The organism is Pseudonocardia sp. Ae150A_Ps1 (assembly GCF_001932315.1).
GTDB lineage: Bacteria > Actinomycetota > Actinomycetes > Mycobacteriales > Pseudonocardiaceae > Pseudonocardia.
In genome coordinates this window covers 6102428-6118835 of sequence record NZ_MCIJ01000001.1, presented here as the reverse complement: position 1 = coordinate 6118835, position 16408 = coordinate 6102428, and the positions used below count along the sequence as shown (strand labels likewise).

The following is a 16408-nucleotide window of genomic DNA, read 5'->3' as shown; positions in this document are numbered from 1 at the left end:
AAGTTCGTGGGGCGGAAAGTCAGCGACCGAGCAGCTTCTTGACGCGCTTCACGTCCGGCTTGGCCACGTCGACCGTGCCCGAGAGGTCACGCTTCTCCTTGCGGGACTTGACCTCCAGCCGGTGACGGAGGCCGGCCTGCTGACGCATCAGCTTGCCGCTGCCGGTGGTGCGGACCCGCTTCGCGGTCCCCTTGTGCGTCTTGTTCTTGGGCATGACGAATCCGTTCGGTGTCGGCCCCCGGCGGCCCGGGGGTCGTTTCGGGTACTGCGTCTCCTCCCACCCGCCGGGCGACCGGCGGGCGGGCCGGACTCACGCCTCGGCTTCCGCCGGGGCCTCGGTGCTGGCGGCGGCCGCGGACTTGCGCGGTGCCGGCTTCTTGGTCGGCGCCAGGACCATCGTCATGTTGCGGCCGTCCTGCTTCGGAGCGGCCTCGACGACGGCGATGTCCCCGATGTCCTCGGCAAGACGCTGCAACAGCCGGTAGCCCAGCTCGGGGCGGGACTGCTCGCGGCCACGGAACATGATCGTGACCTTGACCTTGTTGCCGCCCTCGAGGAAACGGCGGACGTGTCCGCGCTTCGTCTCGTAGTCGTGCTTGTCGATCTTCGGCCGGAGCTTCTGCTCCTTGATCACGGTGAGCTGCTGGTTGCGCCGGGACTCCCGGGCCTTCTGCGCGCTCTCGTACTTGAACTTGCCGTAGTCCATGAGCTTGCAGACCGGCGGGCGGGCCTGGCCGGCGACCTCGACGAGGTCGAGATCGGCGTCCTGGGCCAGCCGGAGGGCGTCCTCGATGCGCACGATCCCGACCTGCTCCCCGTTCGGGCCGACGAGGCGGACCTCGGGCACGCGGATGCGGTCGTTGATGCGGGGCTCTGTGCTGATGGGGTCTCCTGTGTGACTCGCTGTGTCGCTTCTACCTGGTGCGTCGGCGACGACAAGCGAAGACCCGTTGATCGGCCGGGTGGCACACGTACGCCACAGGGCCGGACCATGGACCCGGACGCCGCTACGATCACGGCGCGGGTGGGAGCGGGGCTCCACTTGACGCCCGGAACACACGAGTCAACGCGGCCCCGGGTGGTCGCATTCCCAGGCTAGCAGGCGCTGCCCAGATGCCCGAACCGGGCCCGCCGTCCGGTGCGTCGCGGGGACGTCGGACCGCCGTCCGCCGATCCGGTCCCCGGAGGGACGGGCACGCGGATCAGGACGCCGCGGTCGCCCGGCTGCGCCGCCGGGTCGCCGGGGCCGAGCCGTTCGAGCTCCCGCTCCCGGTGGCGCCGTTCGACGAGGCGTCGGCCGTACGGCTGCGGGCCGTGCGGCGACGACGTGGCGCCGGGCTGTCGTCCGGTGTCACCAGGTCGCGCAGGAACCGGCCCGTGTGGCTCGCCTGCTCGGCCGCCACCTGCTCGGGTGTCCCCTGTGCGACGACGGCGCCACCACCGGATCCGCCTTCCGGACCCATGTCGATGACCCAGTCCGACGTCTTGATGACGTCGAGATTGTGCTCGATCACGATCACCGTGTTGCCCTTGTCGGCGAGCCCCTGGATCACCGCGAGCAGCTTGCGGATGTCCTCGAAGTGCAGGCCCGTGGTCGGCTCGTCGAGGATGTAGACGGTCCGGCCGTTGCTGCGCTTCTGCAGCTCGGAGGCCAGCTTGACCCGCTGTGCCTCACCCCCGGACAGCGTGGGAGCGGGCTGCCCGAGCCGGACGTAGCCGAGGCCGACGTCGACCAGGGTCCGCAGGTAGCGGCTGATCGAGGTGATCGGCTCGAAGAACTCCGCGGCCTCCTCGATCGGCATGTCGAGCACGTCGGCCACGGTCTTGCCCTTGTAGTGCACCTCGAGCGTCTCCCGGTTGTACCGGGCGCCCTTGCAGACCTCGCACGGGACGTAGACGTCCGGGAGGAAGTTCATCTCGATCTTGATCGTGCCGTCGCCGGTGCACGCCTCGCAGCGGCCGCCCTTGACGTTGAAGGAGAACCGGCCCTCGGCATAGCCGCGCACCTTCGCCTCGGTGGTCGCGGCGAACAGCTTGCGGACCTTGTCCCAGACCCCGGTGTAGGTCGCCGGGTTGGAGCGCGGGGTCCGCCCGATCGGCGACTGGTCGACCCGCACCAGTTTGTCGACCTGGTCGACGCCCGTGATCCGGGTGTGCCGGCCCGGGACCTGCCGGGCGCCGTTGAGCTTGTTCGCCAGGACCGTGGCCAGGATGTCGTTGATCAGCGTGGACTTCCCGGAGCCGGAGACGCCGGTGATGGAGACGAGGCCACCGAGCGGGACGTCGACGTCGATCCCGCGCAGGTTGTGCTCCCGCGCGCCGACGACGGTCAGCTTCCGGTCGTGGTCCAGCTCGCGGCGCTGCGGCAGCGGGATCGTCTTCCGCCCGGACAGGTATGCCCCCGTCAGGGAGGTGTCGTGCGACTCCAGCTCCGCGACCGGCCCGGAGTGCACGATGTGCCCACCGTGCTCACCGGCCCCCGGGCCGATGTCCACCGCCCAGTCGCAGGCCCGGATGGTGTCCTCGTCGTGCTCGACGACGATCAGCGTGTTCCCGAGGTCCTTCAGCCGGGTCAGGGTGTCGATCAGCCGCCGGTTGTCGCGCTGGTGCAGGCCGATCGACGGCTCGTCGAGCACGTAGAGCACGCCGACCAGGCCGGAACCGATCTGGGTGGCCAGCCGGATGCGCTGCGCCTCGCCGCCGGACAGCGTGCCGGCGGCCCGGTCCAGCGACAGGTACTCCAGCCCGACGTCGAGCAGGAAGCCGAGCCTGGCCTGGATCTCCTTGAGCACCGCACCGGCGATCACGGTCTGGCGCTCGTCGAGCACCATGCCCTGCAGGAAGTGCGAGCACTCGGCGACCGACATGTTCGAGACCTGGGCGATCGACCGCTCCCCCAGGGCACGGTGCGGCATGGTGACCGAGAGGACCTCGGGCCGGAGCCGCGCGCCGCCGCAGGCCGGGCACGGGATGTCGCGCATGTAGCCCTCGTAGCGCTCGCGCTGCGACTCCGACTCGGTCTGCTCCAGGCGACGCTCGAGGAACGGCATGACGCCCTCGAAGTTCGCGTAGTACGACCGTTCCCGGCCGTACCGGTTGCGGTAGCGGACGTGGACCTGGTCGTCGCTCCCGTTCAGCACCGCCTTCTGCGCGGCGGCCGGCAGCTTGCGCCACGGGGTGTCCATCCGGAAACCGATGGCCGTCGACAACCCCGACAGCAGCCGGCCGAAGTACTCGGCGTTGTGCCCGGCGGACCAGGGCGCGATCGCGCCGTCGCCGAGCGACAGGTCCGGGTCGGGGACGACCAGCTCCGGGTCGACCTCCTTCTTGATGCCCAGGCCCGCGCAGGCCGGGCAGGCGCCGTAGGGCGAATTGAAGGAGAAGGTCCGGGGCTCGAGGTCGTCGACGGCGAGGGTGTGCCCGTTCGGGCAGGCCATCTTCTCGGAGAACCGGCGCTCGCGGCCGGCGTCGTCGTCGGGGAGGTCGACGAAGTCGAGCACGACGAGCCCGTCGGCCAGCCGCAGCGCCGTCTCCACCGAGTCGGTGAGCCGCTGCTTGGCGGTCGCCTTGACCGACAGCCGGTCGACGACGACGGAGATGTCGTGCTTCTCCTGCTTCTTCAGCTTCGGCGGGTCCGCGAGCTGGTGCACGGTGCCGTCGACGAGCACCCGGGAGTAGCCCTGCGACTGCAGGGTGGAGAACAGGTCGACGAACTCGCCCTTGCGGGTCCGGACGACCGGGGCGAGCACCTGGAAGCGGCTGCCCTGCTCCATCTCGAGGACCTGGTCCACGATCTGCTGCGGCGTCTGCTTCGCGATCCGCTCGCCGCACTGCGGGCAGTGCGGGATCCCGGCCCGCGCGTAGAGCAGGCGCAGGTAGTCGTGGATCTCGGTGATCGTGCCGACCGTCGACCGCGGGTTGCGGTTGGTCGACTTCTGGTCGATCGAGACCGCCGGCGAGAGGCCCTCGATGAAGTCGACGTCGGGCTTGTCCATCTGCCCGAGGAACTGGCGGGCGTAGGCCGACAGCGACTCGACGTACCGGCGCTGACCCTCGGCGAAGATCGTGTCGAACGCGAGGCTCGACTTGCCCGACCCGGACAGCCCGGTGAACACGATCATGCTGTCGCGGGGCAGGTCGATGTCGACGCCCTGCAGGTTGTGCTCGCGCGCGCCGCGCACGACCAGCTTCGGACCGCTCGGTACCGGCTGGGCGCCCGGTGACAGGGCGTCGCCGGCCGCGCGGCGGTCGGTGCTCTGGTCGCTCACGATGCGCGCCTCCTGGAACAGCGGGGTCGTCGGGCCGGACCCGGTTGTGACGTCCGCGGCGGTCGGGACATTCCCGTGGACCGGGCTCCGGCGACCGGTGCGGGCTGTCTCCACGTCCGGCTCCGATGCTAGGTCGGCCCACCGACAAGAACCCGTCGAGCCGGGCTCCGCCCGGTCCCTCCTCGGTGGACGCACCCCGGCACGCGCCGGTCGGTCCGCCGGGGACGATACTCGTACGCATGTTCGAGCCGTGAGCGGCCCCGCCGGTGCGACCGGCGGGTTCTCCCCACCGCGATCGTCGGGGGCGGCCGATACCCTCGCGCCGTGGACGTCCTGGAGAACTACACCGGTCACACCGACCCCGGTGGCGCGGCCATCCGCCGCGACCTGGAGAAGCTCAGCATCAGCAAGATCTCGGTGGGCGAGATGGACAACAACGCCTACCTCCTGGTCTGCAAGGAGAGCAGCGAGGCGCTGCTGATCGACGCGGCGGCGGAGCCGGCCCGGCTGGCCGACCTGATCGGCGCGACCGACGAGCGCCCCGACCTGCGTCACCTCGTCACCACGCACCGGCACGCCGACCACTGGCAGGCGCTGGGCGCGATCGCGGGCATGTTCGAGCCGCGGCTGATCGCCCACCCGCAGGACGCCCCGGAGCTGCCGGCCCCGATGGACGAGCTGGTCGAGGGCGGCGACACGATCGTCTTCGGCGCCGTGGAGCTCGAGGTGATCCACCTGCGCGGGCACACGCCGGGCTCGATCGCGCTGCTCTACCGGGGCGAGGACCGGCCGCACCTGTTCACCGGGGACAGCCTGTTCCCGGGCGGTCCGGGCAAGACCTGGTCGCCGGAGGACAACGCGCAGCTGCTCACCGATCTCGAGGGCCGCGTGTTCGACACCCTGCCGGACGACACCTGGTTCTACCCCGGCCACGGCGACGACTCGACGCTCGGCGAGCAGCGCCCGGGCCTGCCGGAGTGGAAGTCGCGCGGCTGGTGACGCAGGAGGGCCGCCCGGTCGTCGTCAGCGCGTCGCCGGTGCGCCCGGTCGTGACCGGGAGTACCGCCCGGGCGTGACGCCGAGCAGCCGGACGAACCGCCGGTGCAGGTGCGCCTGGTCGTGGAACCCGGCGGTGACGGCCGCCGTCGCCGGGGCCATGCCGTCCAGCAGGAGCCCACGGGCCCGTTCGACGCGGCGGGCGTCCAGGTAGCGGTGCGGGGGCAGCCCGAACCGCCGGGAGAACGCCCGCACCAGGTGACCGGGATGGGCGTGCAGCAGGCGGCCCGCCTCGTCGAGGGTGATCCCGTCCGCCGTGCGGGCGTCGAGGAGGTCGCGCAGCCGCCCGGCGAGGCCGTCGCCGGGCGGCCCCGGATCGGGCGTCCCGGCGGGGGCGAGGTGCCGGGCGAGCCGCTCGGTGACGAGTGCCAGCCGGCTCTCCGCGTGCAGGTCCGTCCCGGACGCGGTCAGCACCCGGTGCAGCTCGTCGAGGCGACGGCGCAGCACCGGGTCGCGCACCCCGGGGTGGTCGACGGCGGGCCCGATCCCGTGGTGCCCGAGCAGCCCGGGTTCGAGGTAGAGCACCCGCTTGCGGAAGCCCGCCCCGCTCGCTGCGCGGCCGTCGTGCGCGACGCCCGGGGGCAGCAGCGTCACCGGGGCCTCCTCGGTCCCGTGCGGCCGCCGGTCCAGGTCGTAGCGGACGGCACCGTCGTCGACGATCAGCAGCGTCCACGTCGCGTGCGCGTGCACCGGGTAGCGGTGCGTGCCGAACCGGGCGTGCAGGACCTCGGCGATCCCGGGGACCCGTTCCGGGCGCCAGGCGACGACGTCGTCCGGTGCCCGCTCCGCTCGGGACATGTGAGGAACGTACAAGACCCGCCGGGCCCGGCACCGGAGGATCGGCCGGGTGACCGCACCCGACACGACGACCGTCCCCGCCCCGGCCCCGGTCGAGCGCCCCGCGACGAAGATCGTGGTGGTGCTCCGCGACGATCTCGCCGGCTGGCAGGTCGCGAACGTGACCGCCTTCCTCTCCGCCGGCGTCGCCACCGCCGTCCCGGAACTGATCGGCGCCCCCTACGCCGACGCCGACGGCAACACCTACCTCCCCACGCTCGGCCTCCCGGTGATCGTCCGGGCGGCCGACGCCGCGACGCTCGGGACCTGCCGGGCCCGTGCCGTCACCCGCGGGCTGCCGGCCGCGATCTACACCTCGGCGATGTTCGGCACCGGCAACGACGACGACAACCGGGCCGTCGTCGCCGCCGACCGGGCCGAGGAGCTCGATCTCGTCGGTGTGGCCGTGCACGGGCCGCGGAACGCCGTCGACAAGATCGTCAAGGGGACGCGCGTCCATCCGTGATCCGCGCCGCCTCGTCCGTGACCGCCGCGCCGGGCGGGACGGGGACCCCGGCCGCCGCGAACAGCTCGGCCCAGCGTGCGGGGCCCAGCCGGTCGACGGCGTCGTCGGCCCCCGCCCAGGCCTGCCGGACCGCCGCGGGGAGGAGCTCGTCGTCCAGCAGGCCCGCGTCGTCCAGCTCGGCGAGCAGCAACGGAACCCGGTTCCCGCCGACGCGGGCGGCCGCCGCGTCCCACTCGGCGGCCGTGAGCGGGCGGTCGCGGTCGAGCAGCGCGTTCACGGTGATCTCGTAGAGGGCCTGGCTCACCCGGCCAGGATGCCGTGACGCGCGGGCCCCGTCGGCGACCGGGCCCGTCCGAGCGGCGTACGGGCTCCGGTCGTGCCGGCGGTACGTCCGTCGCTGTCGTTCACGCACGGTCATCGTTGCAGGACGACCGGCCGCCGTTACTGCTCCGAACGGACGCTGTGCGCGACCACGAGGTGCACTTACCGTGCCCGATCGATGAGCGCTCCCCACGCCGACGACCGTGCCCACGACCGAACCGAGGACCGCCGCAACGGCCATCCGGCCGCCGGTGTGCTCGACGGACCACCGTTGCCGCGTCCCCGTCCGGCACCGTCGCCCGGCGCCGGCGCCGGCGCCGATCGCCGCGCAGCCCCGGACGGAGCGGGCGTTCCCGGCGGCCCCGGTGAGGCGGGGACGCCGGACGGGCCGGGCGCCCTCGGGCAGGCCGGCTTCCCCGGGGTAGCCGGTGTCCCCGGCCCGCGCCGCGACGCCGGGCCGATCGCTCCACCGCGCCCACAGGTCCCGGGTCCGCGTGCACCCGGGACCGCCGGACCGGCCGGACACGGGCCCGCCACACCGGCGGGCCCGGCCCCCGGGGCGACCGAGCTGACCGGCCCCGTCCAGGGCCCGCCGACCGGCCCGCGCACTCCCCCCATGCCCTGGCCTGCGGTCCCGCCGCCCGGAGCGCCCGTGCCGCAGGTGTACCCCGGCGGCCGTCCGCAGCACGACCAGGACCGGCAGGCGGGCCGGTGGAACCCCCTCGTCGCCCTGCGTGCCGTCGACACCGAGCGGTTCACCGGGACGCTCCGGTCCGCCGTGCCGCACCGGACCGCCGCGGTCGCCGTCGGCGCGACGCTGGCGCTCGCCGTCGGCGTCGTCGTCGCCGCCTACGCGGGGACCGGCTCCGGGACGGACGCCGCCGGTGTGGGTGCACCGGCGACGGACGCGACCGTCCCGGCCCCGGCCGACCTGGTCGCGGGCAGCACCGCCGCCGACCCGGCCGCGTTCGGCGACGTCGCGGCCTTCACCTCCCCGACCGGCAACATCGCCTGCCGCGTCGACGGCGGCGAGGCGCGCTGCGACGTGCGGAACCGGCAGTGGACCGCCGAGGGCACCGACGGCTGCACCGACCCCGGCCTCGTCGTCGGCCGCGCCGGCGGCGCGCGGGCGAGCTGCGACGGTGTCCCGGCGCCGACCGACGGGACGGCCCTCGGCTACGACACGCACGTGACACGCGGCGACGTCACCTGTGTCAGCCGCCGGACCGGTGTCGAGTGCCGTGATGCGGCGTCCGGCCACGGCTTCAGCGCGGCCCGGGCGTCGTACCGCCTGTACTGACGGCTAGCGTCGCGGCCCGTGACGGTGGTCGTGGAGATCTTCACCGACGGTGCCTGCGTGCCGAACCCGGGTCCCGGTGGCTGGGGTGCGGTGCTGCGTTACGGCGAACACGAGCGGGAGCTGCACGGCGGGGAGCCCACGACCACGACGAACAACCGGATGGAGCTCACCGCGCCGATCCGCGCGCTGGAGGCGCTCACCCGGCACAGCGTCGTCCACCTGCACACCGACAGCACCTACGTGCGCAACGGGATCACCCAGTGGCTGCCGCGCTGGAAGACGCGCGGCTGGCGCACCGCCGCCGGGGAGCCGGTGAAGAACGACGACCTCTGGCGCGAGCTGGACGCCGCCGTCCGGCGGCACGACGTGACCTGGTTCTGGGTGAAGGGACACTCGGGGCACCCGGAGAACGAGCGCGCCGACCGGCTCGCGGCGCAGGGCTGCGCGGAGGCCGGTGGCCGGGCGGCGCCGGCGCGCACGGCCGCGACGGGGCGTCGGATACGGTCCGGCTCGACCCCGACCTCCCCGGAGAGACGCCCGTGACGGACACGTTCCCCCGCCTGCACGCCCGCACCCGACGGTTCTCCCTCGGCGTCCCCCGCGGGTTCACCGTCGCCCCGGACGGGTCCCGCGCGGTGTTCCTGCGCACCCGGTCGGGGACCGACCCGGTGACGTGCCTGTGGTCGGTCGACGCGGCGACCGGCGAGGAGCGGCTGCTGGTGGACCCGGCGCAGGTCCCGGGTCTGCCGGGTGAGGAGGACCTGCCCGCCGCGGAGCGCGCCCGCCGGGAGCGGGTGCGCGAGCAGGCCGGCGGCGTCGTCGGGTACACGGTGGACGCCGCCGTCGAGCGGGCCGTGTTCGCGCTGTCCGGGCGTCCGTTCACCGTCGCGCTCACCGGGGACCCGCAGGTCCGCCCGCTCGACGTGGGCGCGGTGGAGGCCGTCGTCGACCCGCGGATCGACCCCACCGGTTCCCGGGTCGCGTTCGTCGCCGACCGGGCACTGCACCTGCACGACCTCGCCACCGGTACGACGACGCGGCCGGCCGTGCCCGACGCCGACGACGTGTCCTACGGACTCGCCGACTTCGCCGCGGCCGAGGAGATGGGCCGCACCCGCGGCTTCTGGTGGTCCCTCGACGGCGACGCGCTGCTCGTCGCCCGGGTCGACGAGTCCCCCGTCGCCCGCTGGCACATCGCCGATCCGGCACACCCGGACCGGGTCCCGGCCGAGGTCCGGTACCCCGCAGCGGGCACCCCGAACGCTGTCGTCGGCCTGGAGATCGTGGCCCTCGACGGCACCCGTACGCCGGTGCGCTGGGACGCCGGCGCCCACGAGTACCTCGCCACCGCCGGGTGGGACGCGCACGGCCCGCTGCTCTCGGTGCAGCCGCGCGACCAGCGGGAGGTGCGCACCCTCGCCGTCGACCCCGCGACGGGCACCACGACCACCCTGTACTCGCAGACCGACCCGGTGTGGGTGGAGAACGTCCCGGGCGTGCCGGCCCGCACGGAGTCCGGTGCGCTCGTCCGCGTCACCGACGACGGCGGGGCCCGCCGCCTCGTGCACGGCGACACCACCCTCACCGGACCGGACCTGCAGGTCCGCGACGTCCTCGGGATCGACGGCGAGACCGTCCTGTTCCGGGCGTCGGCCGACCCGACGTCGGTGGCGCTGTACTCGGTCGCCCCCGGCGGTACGCCCGTCCTGCTCTCCCCCGCCGACGGCCTGCACTCGGGGACCGCGGCGGGCGGCACCCTGGTCCGGACCTCCCAGGACCTGGTGACCGCGCCGCACGCGGTGCTGGTGACCGCGGACGGCACCGAGCACCCGGTCGCCGGGCACGCCGTCGAGCCGGGCCTCTCCCCCGCACCCGCGCTGCACGCGTTCGGCGAGCGGGCGCTGCGGACCGCGGTGTTCCTGCCGTCCGGGCACGTCCCGGGGACGAAGGTCCCGGTCCTGCTCGACCCGTACGGCGGGCCGCACTCCCAGCGCGTCGTGCGGTCCCGCAACGCGCACCTGACCAGCCGCTGGTTCGCCGAGCAGGGTTTCGCGGTGGTCGTCACCGACGGCCGCGGCTCGCCGGGGCGCGGCCCGGAGTTCGAGCGGGCGATCCACGGCGACCTCGCGGGTCCGGTGCTGGAGGACCAGGTCGCGGCGCTGCAGGCGGCCGCCGACGAGTACCCGGACCTGGACCTGACCCGGGTCGGCATCCGCGGCTGGTCGTTCGGCGGGTACCTGGCCGCGCTCGCGGTGCTGCGCAGGCCGGACGTGTTCCACGCGGGTGTGGCGGGCGCGCCGGTCACCGACTGGGCGCTGTACGACACCCACTACACCGAGCGCTACCTGGGGCTGCCCGGCGGCGAGTCGTACGCCCGGTCGTCGATCGTCGACGACGCCGCGACCCCGCCGACCGCGGACGCCCCGCACCGTCCGCTGATGATCGTCCACGGCCTGGCCGACGACAACGTCGTCGCCGCGCACACGCTGCGCCTGTCCTCGGCGCTGCTCGCCGCCGGGCGTCCGCACCAGGTGCTGCCGCTGTCGGGGGTCACGCACATGACCCCGCAGGAGGTCGTCGCGGAGAACCTGCTGCTCCTGCAGGTCGGGTTCCTGCGCGAGGCCCTCGGCGGCTGAGTCCCGCCCCCGGTGCACCCGGTGCCGGTACCGGGCACCGCGACGGGCCGCATCACCCGAAACACGTGTTTCGCGGTGGACCTTGCGAGGGCGGCACGTGGTGTGGCTCCCTGGTCACAGGACGACCGTGACCGGCCTCGTGCGGCGCGGCCGGTGTCGTCCGGTGGTACGGCAACGACGCCGTGGGAGGCACATGACGATGCACGAACACACCACGCGGCGCCGGTCCGGTCCGGTCCGGTCCGGTCCGGTCCGGAGCGGCGTATGAGCGGCGGCGGGACGGCGGTCGCCGAGGCACAGGCCCGGCTGTGGTTCTGCGAACCGTGCGGTTTCGTCTACGACCCGGCCGAGGGCGATCCGGACAGCGGCATCGAGCCCGGCACCCCTTCGAGGACATCCCGGACGACTGGATGTGCCCCATCTGCGGCGCCTCGAAGTCGGACTTCCGCGAGCTCGAGCCGGGCGAGGAGTTCCCGGGACGGTGAGGACGGTGCGGTCATGGCCATGATCGGCAGCTACGACCACTTCGTGACGCTGGCCGCGTCGCTGCAGTGGGACGAGACGGAGATCGACTTCTCGGAGGACCGCGCCGCCTGGCCGGCGCTGACCGAGTGGGAGCACGAGCGGGTCCTCGGGCTCATCGCGGGCTTCTGCATCGCCGAGACCTCGGTGGCGGGACAGCTCGGCTCCTACCAGGCGGCGGCCCGTGAGGACTCGATGGAGGCGGCGTTCCGGGCGCAGGCCCGGGACGAGGCACGGCACGCCCGCTTCTTCGACCGGGTCGCCTCGGACGTCGCCGGGATCCCGGGGGCGAACCCGGCCGCGCGGCAGGATGTGCTGCGCGCGCAGGTCGGTGCCGAGCTCGTCGACCTGTTCGAGCACCGCCTCCCGGCCACCGCGCGGCAGCTGGCCGAGGACCCGGCCGGGCTGACGGGAGCCGTCGGGCTCTACCACATGGTCATCGAGGGGGTCGTCCTGCTGGCCGGGCAGCACGCGATGCTCGACACCCTGGAGGGCCTCTCCCGCCCGCTGCCGGGGGTGCGGAAGGGGATGGAGCTCGTCCTGCGCGACGAGCGGTGGCACATCGGGTTCGGCTCCCGGATCGTGCAGTGCGCCGACATCGGCCGTGAGGACGCCGACGCGCTGCTGGAGCAGGGCGAGAACGCGGCGAAGGTCTGGGGCGACCTGATCACCCCGGAGACGATCGACACCGCGGTGCGTCAGCACCGCCGGCGGCTGAAGGCTGCCGGCATCAAGTTCTGGTGACGACGACCGGACGGCACGAACGGCGGCGACCCTGACCGTAAGGTCAGGGTCGCCGCCGTCTTTCCGCCCGCCCGTGTCGGGTCCGCCGCCACGGCCGCCACCTGCGGGCACCGGGCCCGGCGCCGTGTTCCTGCCCTCCCGCGCCGTCCCTGTCCCGGGCCCCGCGCCCGCACCACGGTGACGCCTCGCCGGAACCGACCCGGGAAACACATGTTTCATTCGCCCCGGTACCGCGCGGACCAGCGGGAAATACCTCCCAGCACCGCCCCGGGACGCGCCCGGAGCGGGCGTCGCACTCGATGTCCACATCAGACAGAGCGATCGCCGGACGATCTTCGTCTACGGGAACGCTGCACGTCACAGCGTCACAGGCCGGGCCCGCTGGAGCGACGGGCGCCACCCACCGGGCGACGGAATCGCACACCGGACAGAAGCCGGAACGAATTCCGGAAAGCTCACCGACACAGGCTCGACGCTTATTCTCGGCCAGAGGTGCGGTGTCCGGCGAAATGCGATCGCACACGTCCCGGAGCAATTCCCGGAACAGCTACGAACGGCACTTCCGGATCAGCACCCGGCGCTCGGGCGCACCACCGGAGCGGACGACCTCGACGCCCGGCCCCGATCCCCCGGCCCCCGCCCACCCGCGCCCCGGCGCGCCGCCACGGCCGACCACGTCGTCGACCGTGCACCGCCGTGACCAGCAAGATCCTCCGGCGGAGCGCGTCGGTGCCGGCGGACACCACGTCCCACCGGCGGCGCCCCGGCGCCGGACCGGCCACCCGGACCTGCTGCGCGACACCGGACGGTGAGCCCCTCGCGAAGCCTGCGGGAGCGCCGTCGTATTCACGTCCGGATCGCCCCCCCCGGGGGACCGCGTGATCGTTCTCCGGAATTCCCACGATCCTGGGGTTGACGGCCGTACCGACCAGTGTGAAAGTGATCACGCAACCCGCCGACGAATTGCGCCCGGGAGGATATGTCAATGACGACGACTTCAGGTGATCGGACGGCCGAACTGGCCGCTGCGGGCCTGGACGGGCAGAACAGGACCGCACTCGGCCGGCTGCTCAACACCGGGAGCATCGGCAACGCCGAGGAGGGTGCCGACGGTGTCCTGCGCGCCACCATCCGGATCCCGGAGGACGAGCTGCGCTACGACCCCGCCATCCTCGTCCTCCCGCACGGCGGGGACATCGAGCTGACGCTGATCAACGACGACAAGAACACCCACTGTGCGGTGCTGCCGAGCAACGGCGACCCCAAGTTCATCTGGCTGGTGAACCACTCCAAGGGCACCGCGAAGCTCAACCTGGACGGGCCGGGCACCTACTACTACGGCTCCGCGAGCGGGAACGACGAGGGCCGCGGTCTCACCGGGGCGATCGTCATCGGTGGCGAGGTCCCCGACAGCGCCAAGCTCGACCGACCCCCGCAGCCGCGCCCGTAGGAAGGAGACGAGATGACCGACTACGTCGACGCGGGCGAAGCCATCCCGCACGCACAGCTCAGCAACGTCAAGGGCGAGGCCCCGGCCACCCGCAACGTGGACTACGACCGGATCCTCGGTGCCCGCTCGGAGCCGGACAACTGGCTGACCTACTACGGGACCTACGACGGTCAGCGCTACAGCGAGCTCGACCAGATCAACAAGGACAACCTCCGCCGCCTCACCCCCGCGTGGGTGTTCCAGGCCGGCGCGGTCGGCATGCAGTCCGGCGCCTCGACCTACTCGTTCGAGGCGTCGCCGATCGTGGTCGAGGGCGTCATGTACGTCTCCGGCCCGGACGGCCGGGCCTGGGCCATCGACGCCAAGACCGGCGAGGAGCTCTGGCGCTACAAGCACGCCTCGCCGTACGACGTGTCGCTGTGCTGCGGCAACGTCAACCGAGGCGTCGCCGTGGGCCACGGCAAGGTGTACATGTACACCCTCAACGCCCACCTCATCGCGCTCGACGCGCGTACCGGCGAGAAGGTCTGGGACGTCGTCAACGGTGACGTACGTGCCGGCGAGAGCGGCTCGGTCGCGCCGCTGATCGTCAAGGACATGGTGATCTGCGGCAGCGCGGGCGGCGAGTTCGGCGTCCGCGGTCACCTGGACGCCTTCGACGCGCAGACCGGCGAGCGGCGCTGGCGCTGCTACATGGTCCCGAAGCCGGGCGAGCCCGGCTCGGAGACCTGGCCCGACGACGGCGAGGCGTGGCAGCGGGGCGGGGCGAACTGCTGGGTCACACCCACCTACGACCCGGAGCTGGAGCTGCTGTTCCAGGGCACCGGCAACCCGGCGCCGGACTTCGACGGCGCGGTCCGCCCCGGTGACAACCTGTACACCGACAGCACCGTCGCGGTGGACGTCAACACGGGGCAGATCCGCTGGCACTACCAGTTCACCCCGCACGACCTGTGGGACTACGACTCCACGATGGAGAACGTCCTGTTCGACGCGCCGGACGGGCGGAAGCTCCTCGCGCACGTGGACAAGAACGGCTACTTCTTCGTCCTCGACCGCACCAACGGCGAGCTCGTCCGCGTGTTCCCGTTCGTCGACCGGATCACCTGGGGTGAGATCACCCCGGAGGGCAAGGTCACGCCCAAGGTGTATCCGGACGAGGAGGGCGTCCCGGTGCACTTCTGGCCGGGTCCGGCCGGCGGCAAGGAATGGACGCACATGTCCTACAGCCGCCAGACCGGGCTGATCTACGTCCCGGTGCAGGAGGTCGGGGCGACGGCGACCCGCAGGCGCCGGGAGTTCAAGGAGTCGATCCCCTACTGGGGCGCGGGCGTCGCCGTCGACCTCGAGGACTTCTACGGCTTCGTGAGCGCGATCGACCCGCTCACCGGCGAGGAGAAGTGGCGCTGGCGCAACGAGTACCCGATGTGCGCCTCGAACGTCACCACGGCGGGCGGCCTGGTCTTCCAGGGCACGCCGACCGGTGAGTTCGTCGCGCTCGACGCCGAGACCGGGGAGAAGCTCTGGTCGTTCCAGTGCGGCAGCGGTCACCACTCCAGCCCGACGGTCTTCAGCGTCGACGGCCGGCAGTACATCGCGGTGCCGACCGGCTGGGGCGGCTGGATCGAGGGCTTCCTACCCGGCCTGCTCGGGGCCGCCGCGGGCGACGCGCTGTTCTGCTTCGCCCTGCCGGAGGACTGAGGACCGGCCATTCTGGACACGGCAGACCCGAGACCCGAAAGGAGGTGTCCGCCGTGGAGAGCATCACCGAGTGGGAGGCCCCCGACTTCGAGGAGGTCGGTTGCGCGCCCGAGGTGACGATGTACATCGCCCGCACCGAGGCGTGACGGAGTGAACGTCCAGGGGCGCCGGAGAGGACCCGGCGCCCCTGCGGCGTGCCTACGAGGAGGAACATGCGCGTCCGGATCCTGGGTTCGGCAGCCGGTGGTGGATTCCCGCAGTGGAACTGCGGCTGCCCGGGGTGCCGGGCGGTGCGCGACGGCACGCGCCCCGCGACACCGCGTACCCAGTCGTCGATCGCGGTCAGCCCGGACGGGGAACGGTGGTGGCTCGTCAACGCCTCCCCCGACGTCCGCACGCAGCTGGCGGACACCCCCGCGCTGCACCCCACCGGCGACCGGGCCTCACCGCTGCAGGGCGTACTGCTCACCGACGCCGAGATCGACCACACGCTCGGCCTGGTGCTGCTGCGCGAGGGCAGCGGTGTGCACGTGCACGCGACCGCCGCCTCCGAACGCACCCTGCGCGCCGGCACCGGTCTGCTGGACACGCTCGAGAAGTTCTGCCCCGTGCACTGGACACCCGTCGTCCCCGGGACCGGGCACGACCTCGGCGGGCTCGTCTACCGGGCGTTCGACGTGCCCACCGCGAAGCACGACCGGTTCGGCACCGGCGGCGACAGCGCGGGCCGGGTCGTCGGCTACCGGTTCACCGACACCGCGAGCGGCCGCAGCGCGGTGTACCTGCCCGGGGTCCAGCAGCTGACCCCCGCGGTGCTGGGCGAGCTGGCGGGTGCCGACGTGCTGCTGATCGACGGCACCACCTGGCACGACGACGAGATGATCCGGCTCGGCCTGGCCTCCAAGACCGCGCACGACATGGGACACCTGCACGTCGGGGGCCCCGGTGGCAGTCTGGACGTGCTGTCCCGGCTGGGCCTGCCGCGGGTCGTCTACGTGCACGTCAACAACACCAACCCGATCCTGCTCGACGACTCGGACGAGCGCGCCGAGGTGGAGAAGGCCGGCTTCACGGTCGGCACCGACGGACTGGACCTGGAGGTCTGAG

General features: G+C 73.1%; 15 protein-coding genes and 1 pseudogene. 11 read left to right on the top strand and 5 right to left on the bottom strand.

Annotated features, from left to right (window positions below; genetic code table 11):
* Positions 1-19: 19 nt before the first annotated feature.
* The 3 genes from rpmI to uvrA all read right to left on the bottom strand — a co-directional run bounded on the left by rpmI (position 20) and on the right by uvrA (position 4226).
* The gene (rpmI, locus tag Ae150APs1_RS28810; RefSeq protein ID WP_010225565.1) at positions 20-214 is read right to left on the bottom strand and encodes a 50S ribosomal protein L35; all 195 of its coding nucleotides are present in this window, start codon (positions 212-214) and stop codon (positions 20-22) included.
* A 96-nt stretch (positions 215-310) separates the two neighbouring features.
* Positions 311-883, bottom strand: a complete 573-nt coding sequence (infC, locus tag Ae150APs1_RS28805; RefSeq protein ID WP_075302767.1) for a translation initiation factor IF-3 — start codon at positions 881-883, stop codon at positions 311-313.
* A 319-nt stretch (positions 884-1202) separates the two neighbouring features.
* On the bottom strand, positions 1203-4226 hold the full coding sequence (gene uvrA, locus Ae150APs1_RS28800; protein WP_075302765.1) for an excinuclease ABC subunit UvrA: 3024 nt from the start codon (positions 4224-4226) through the stop codon (positions 1203-1205).
* Positions 4227-4592: 366 nt separating this feature from the next.
* On the opposite strand from uvrA, the gene Ae150APs1_RS28795 reads away from it, so the two are divergent.
* The gene (locus tag Ae150APs1_RS28795) at positions 4593-5267 is read left to right on the top strand and encodes an MBL fold metallo-hydrolase (RefSeq protein ID WP_010225571.1); all 675 of its coding nucleotides are present in this window, start codon (positions 4593-4595) and stop codon (positions 5265-5267) included.
* Between the two features lie 24 nt (positions 5268-5291).
* Here the strand turns inward: Ae150APs1_RS28795 and Ae150APs1_RS28790 are convergent, their stop codons facing one another.
* Entirely contained in the window at positions 5292-6122 is an 831-nt protein-coding gene (locus tag Ae150APs1_RS28790; protein ID WP_010225574.1) for an AraC family transcriptional regulator, read from the bottom strand.
* 49 nt (positions 6123-6171) lie between these two features.
* Here Ae150APs1_RS28790 and Ae150APs1_RS28785 point away from each other — a divergent pair, with 49 nt between their 5' ends.
* The gene (locus Ae150APs1_RS28785; protein ID WP_010225576.1) at positions 6172-6627 is read left to right on the top strand and encodes a DUF2000 domain-containing protein; all 456 of its coding nucleotides are present in this window, start codon (positions 6172-6174) and stop codon (positions 6625-6627) included.
* On the opposite strand, the gene Ae150APs1_RS32340 is transcribed toward Ae150APs1_RS28785, so the two are convergent.
* Entirely contained in the window at positions 6602-6931 is a 330-nt protein-coding gene (locus tag Ae150APs1_RS32340) for a hypothetical protein (protein WP_075301484.1), read from the bottom strand. The two genes, Ae150APs1_RS28785 and Ae150APs1_RS32340, sit on opposite strands and share 26 nt — an antisense overlap.
* 669 nt (positions 6932-7600) lie before the next feature.
* Between Ae150APs1_RS32340 and Ae150APs1_RS32335 the strand changes: the two genes are divergently transcribed.
* The 9 genes and pseudogenes from Ae150APs1_RS32335 (at position 7601) to pqqB (ending at position 16407) form a co-directional block, all read left to right on the top strand.
* A complete protein-coding gene (locus Ae150APs1_RS32335; protein ID WP_170918154.1) occupies positions 7601-8248 on the top strand; it encodes a hypothetical protein in 648 nt (215 codons plus the stop codon).
* 24 nt (positions 8249-8272) lie between these two features.
* Positions 8273-8791, top strand: coding sequence for a ribonuclease HI (rnhA, locus tag Ae150APs1_RS28770; protein ID WP_060722443.1), 519 nt, complete (start codon positions 8273-8275; stop codon positions 8789-8791).
* Positions 8788-10884: a prolyl oligopeptidase family serine peptidase gene (locus tag Ae150APs1_RS28765; RefSeq protein WP_075301480.1), complete on the top strand. Its 2097-nt coding sequence runs from the start codon at positions 8788-8790 to the stop codon at positions 10882-10884. The genes rnhA and Ae150APs1_RS28765 overlap by 4 nt, the downstream gene beginning before the upstream one ends.
* A 264-nt stretch (positions 10885-11148) precedes the next feature.
* Positions 11149-11369, top strand: a pseudogene (locus Ae150APs1_RS28760) (rubredoxin).
* Positions 11370-11382: 13 nt separating this feature from the next.
* A complete protein-coding gene (locus Ae150APs1_RS28755; protein ID WP_075301478.1) occupies positions 11383-12150 on the top strand; it encodes a ribonucleotide-diphosphate reductase subunit beta in 768 nt (255 codons plus the stop codon).
* Between the two features lie 985 nt (positions 12151-13135).
* Positions 13136-13600: an MSMEG_3727 family PQQ-associated protein gene (locus tag Ae150APs1_RS28750; RefSeq protein WP_010241632.1), complete on the top strand. Its 465-nt coding sequence runs from the start codon at positions 13136-13138 to the stop codon at positions 13598-13600.
* Positions 13601-13612: 12 nt separating this feature from the next.
* Positions 13613-15301: a PQQ-dependent dehydrogenase, methanol/ethanol family gene (locus Ae150APs1_RS28745; RefSeq protein ID WP_075301476.1), complete on the top strand. Its 1689-nt coding sequence runs from the start codon at positions 13613-13615 to the stop codon at positions 15299-15301.
* Between the two features lie 53 nt (positions 15302-15354).
* Positions 15355-15447 carry a pyrroloquinoline quinone precursor peptide PqqA gene (gene pqqA / locus Ae150APs1_RS31570; protein ID WP_227012628.1) on the top strand — a complete coding sequence of 31 codons (93 nt, stop codon included), beginning with the start codon at positions 15355-15357 and terminating at the stop codon, positions 15445-15447.
* 66 nt (positions 15448-15513) lie between these two features.
* Positions 15514-16407 carry a pyrroloquinoline quinone biosynthesis protein PqqB gene (gene pqqB, locus Ae150APs1_RS28735; protein ID WP_075301474.1) on the top strand — a complete coding sequence of 298 codons (894 nt, stop codon included), beginning with the start codon at positions 15514-15516 and terminating at the stop codon, positions 16405-16407.
* The last annotated feature ends 1 nt before the right edge of the window (position 16408 follow it).

What these genes read in the sequence shown, in the direction of transcription:
- Ae150APs1_RS28745 (WP_075301476.1), top strand. Translation starts at nt 13,613, where the DNA reads ATGACCGACTACGTCGACGCGGGCGAAGCCATCCCGCACGCACAGCTC.
- rpmI (WP_010225565.1), bottom strand. Translation starts at nt 214, where the DNA reads ATGCCCAAGAACAAGACGCACAAGGGGACCGCGAAGCGGGTCCGCACC.
- Ae150APs1_RS28755 (WP_075301478.1), top strand. Translation starts at nt 11,383, where the DNA reads ATGGCCATGATCGGCAGCTACGACCACTTCGTGACGCTGGCCGCGTCG.
- Ae150APs1_RS28790 (WP_010225574.1), bottom strand. Translation starts at nt 6,122, where the DNA reads ATGTCCCGAGCGGAGCGGGCACCGGACGACGTCGTCGCCTGGCGCCCG.
- Ae150APs1_RS28750 (WP_010241632.1), top strand. Translation starts at nt 13,136, where the DNA reads ATGACGACGACTTCAGGTGATCGGACGGCCGAACTGGCCGCTGCGGGC.
- pqqB (WP_075301474.1), top strand. Translation starts at nt 15,514, where the DNA reads ATGCGCGTCCGGATCCTGGGTTCGGCAGCCGGTGGTGGATTCCCGCAG.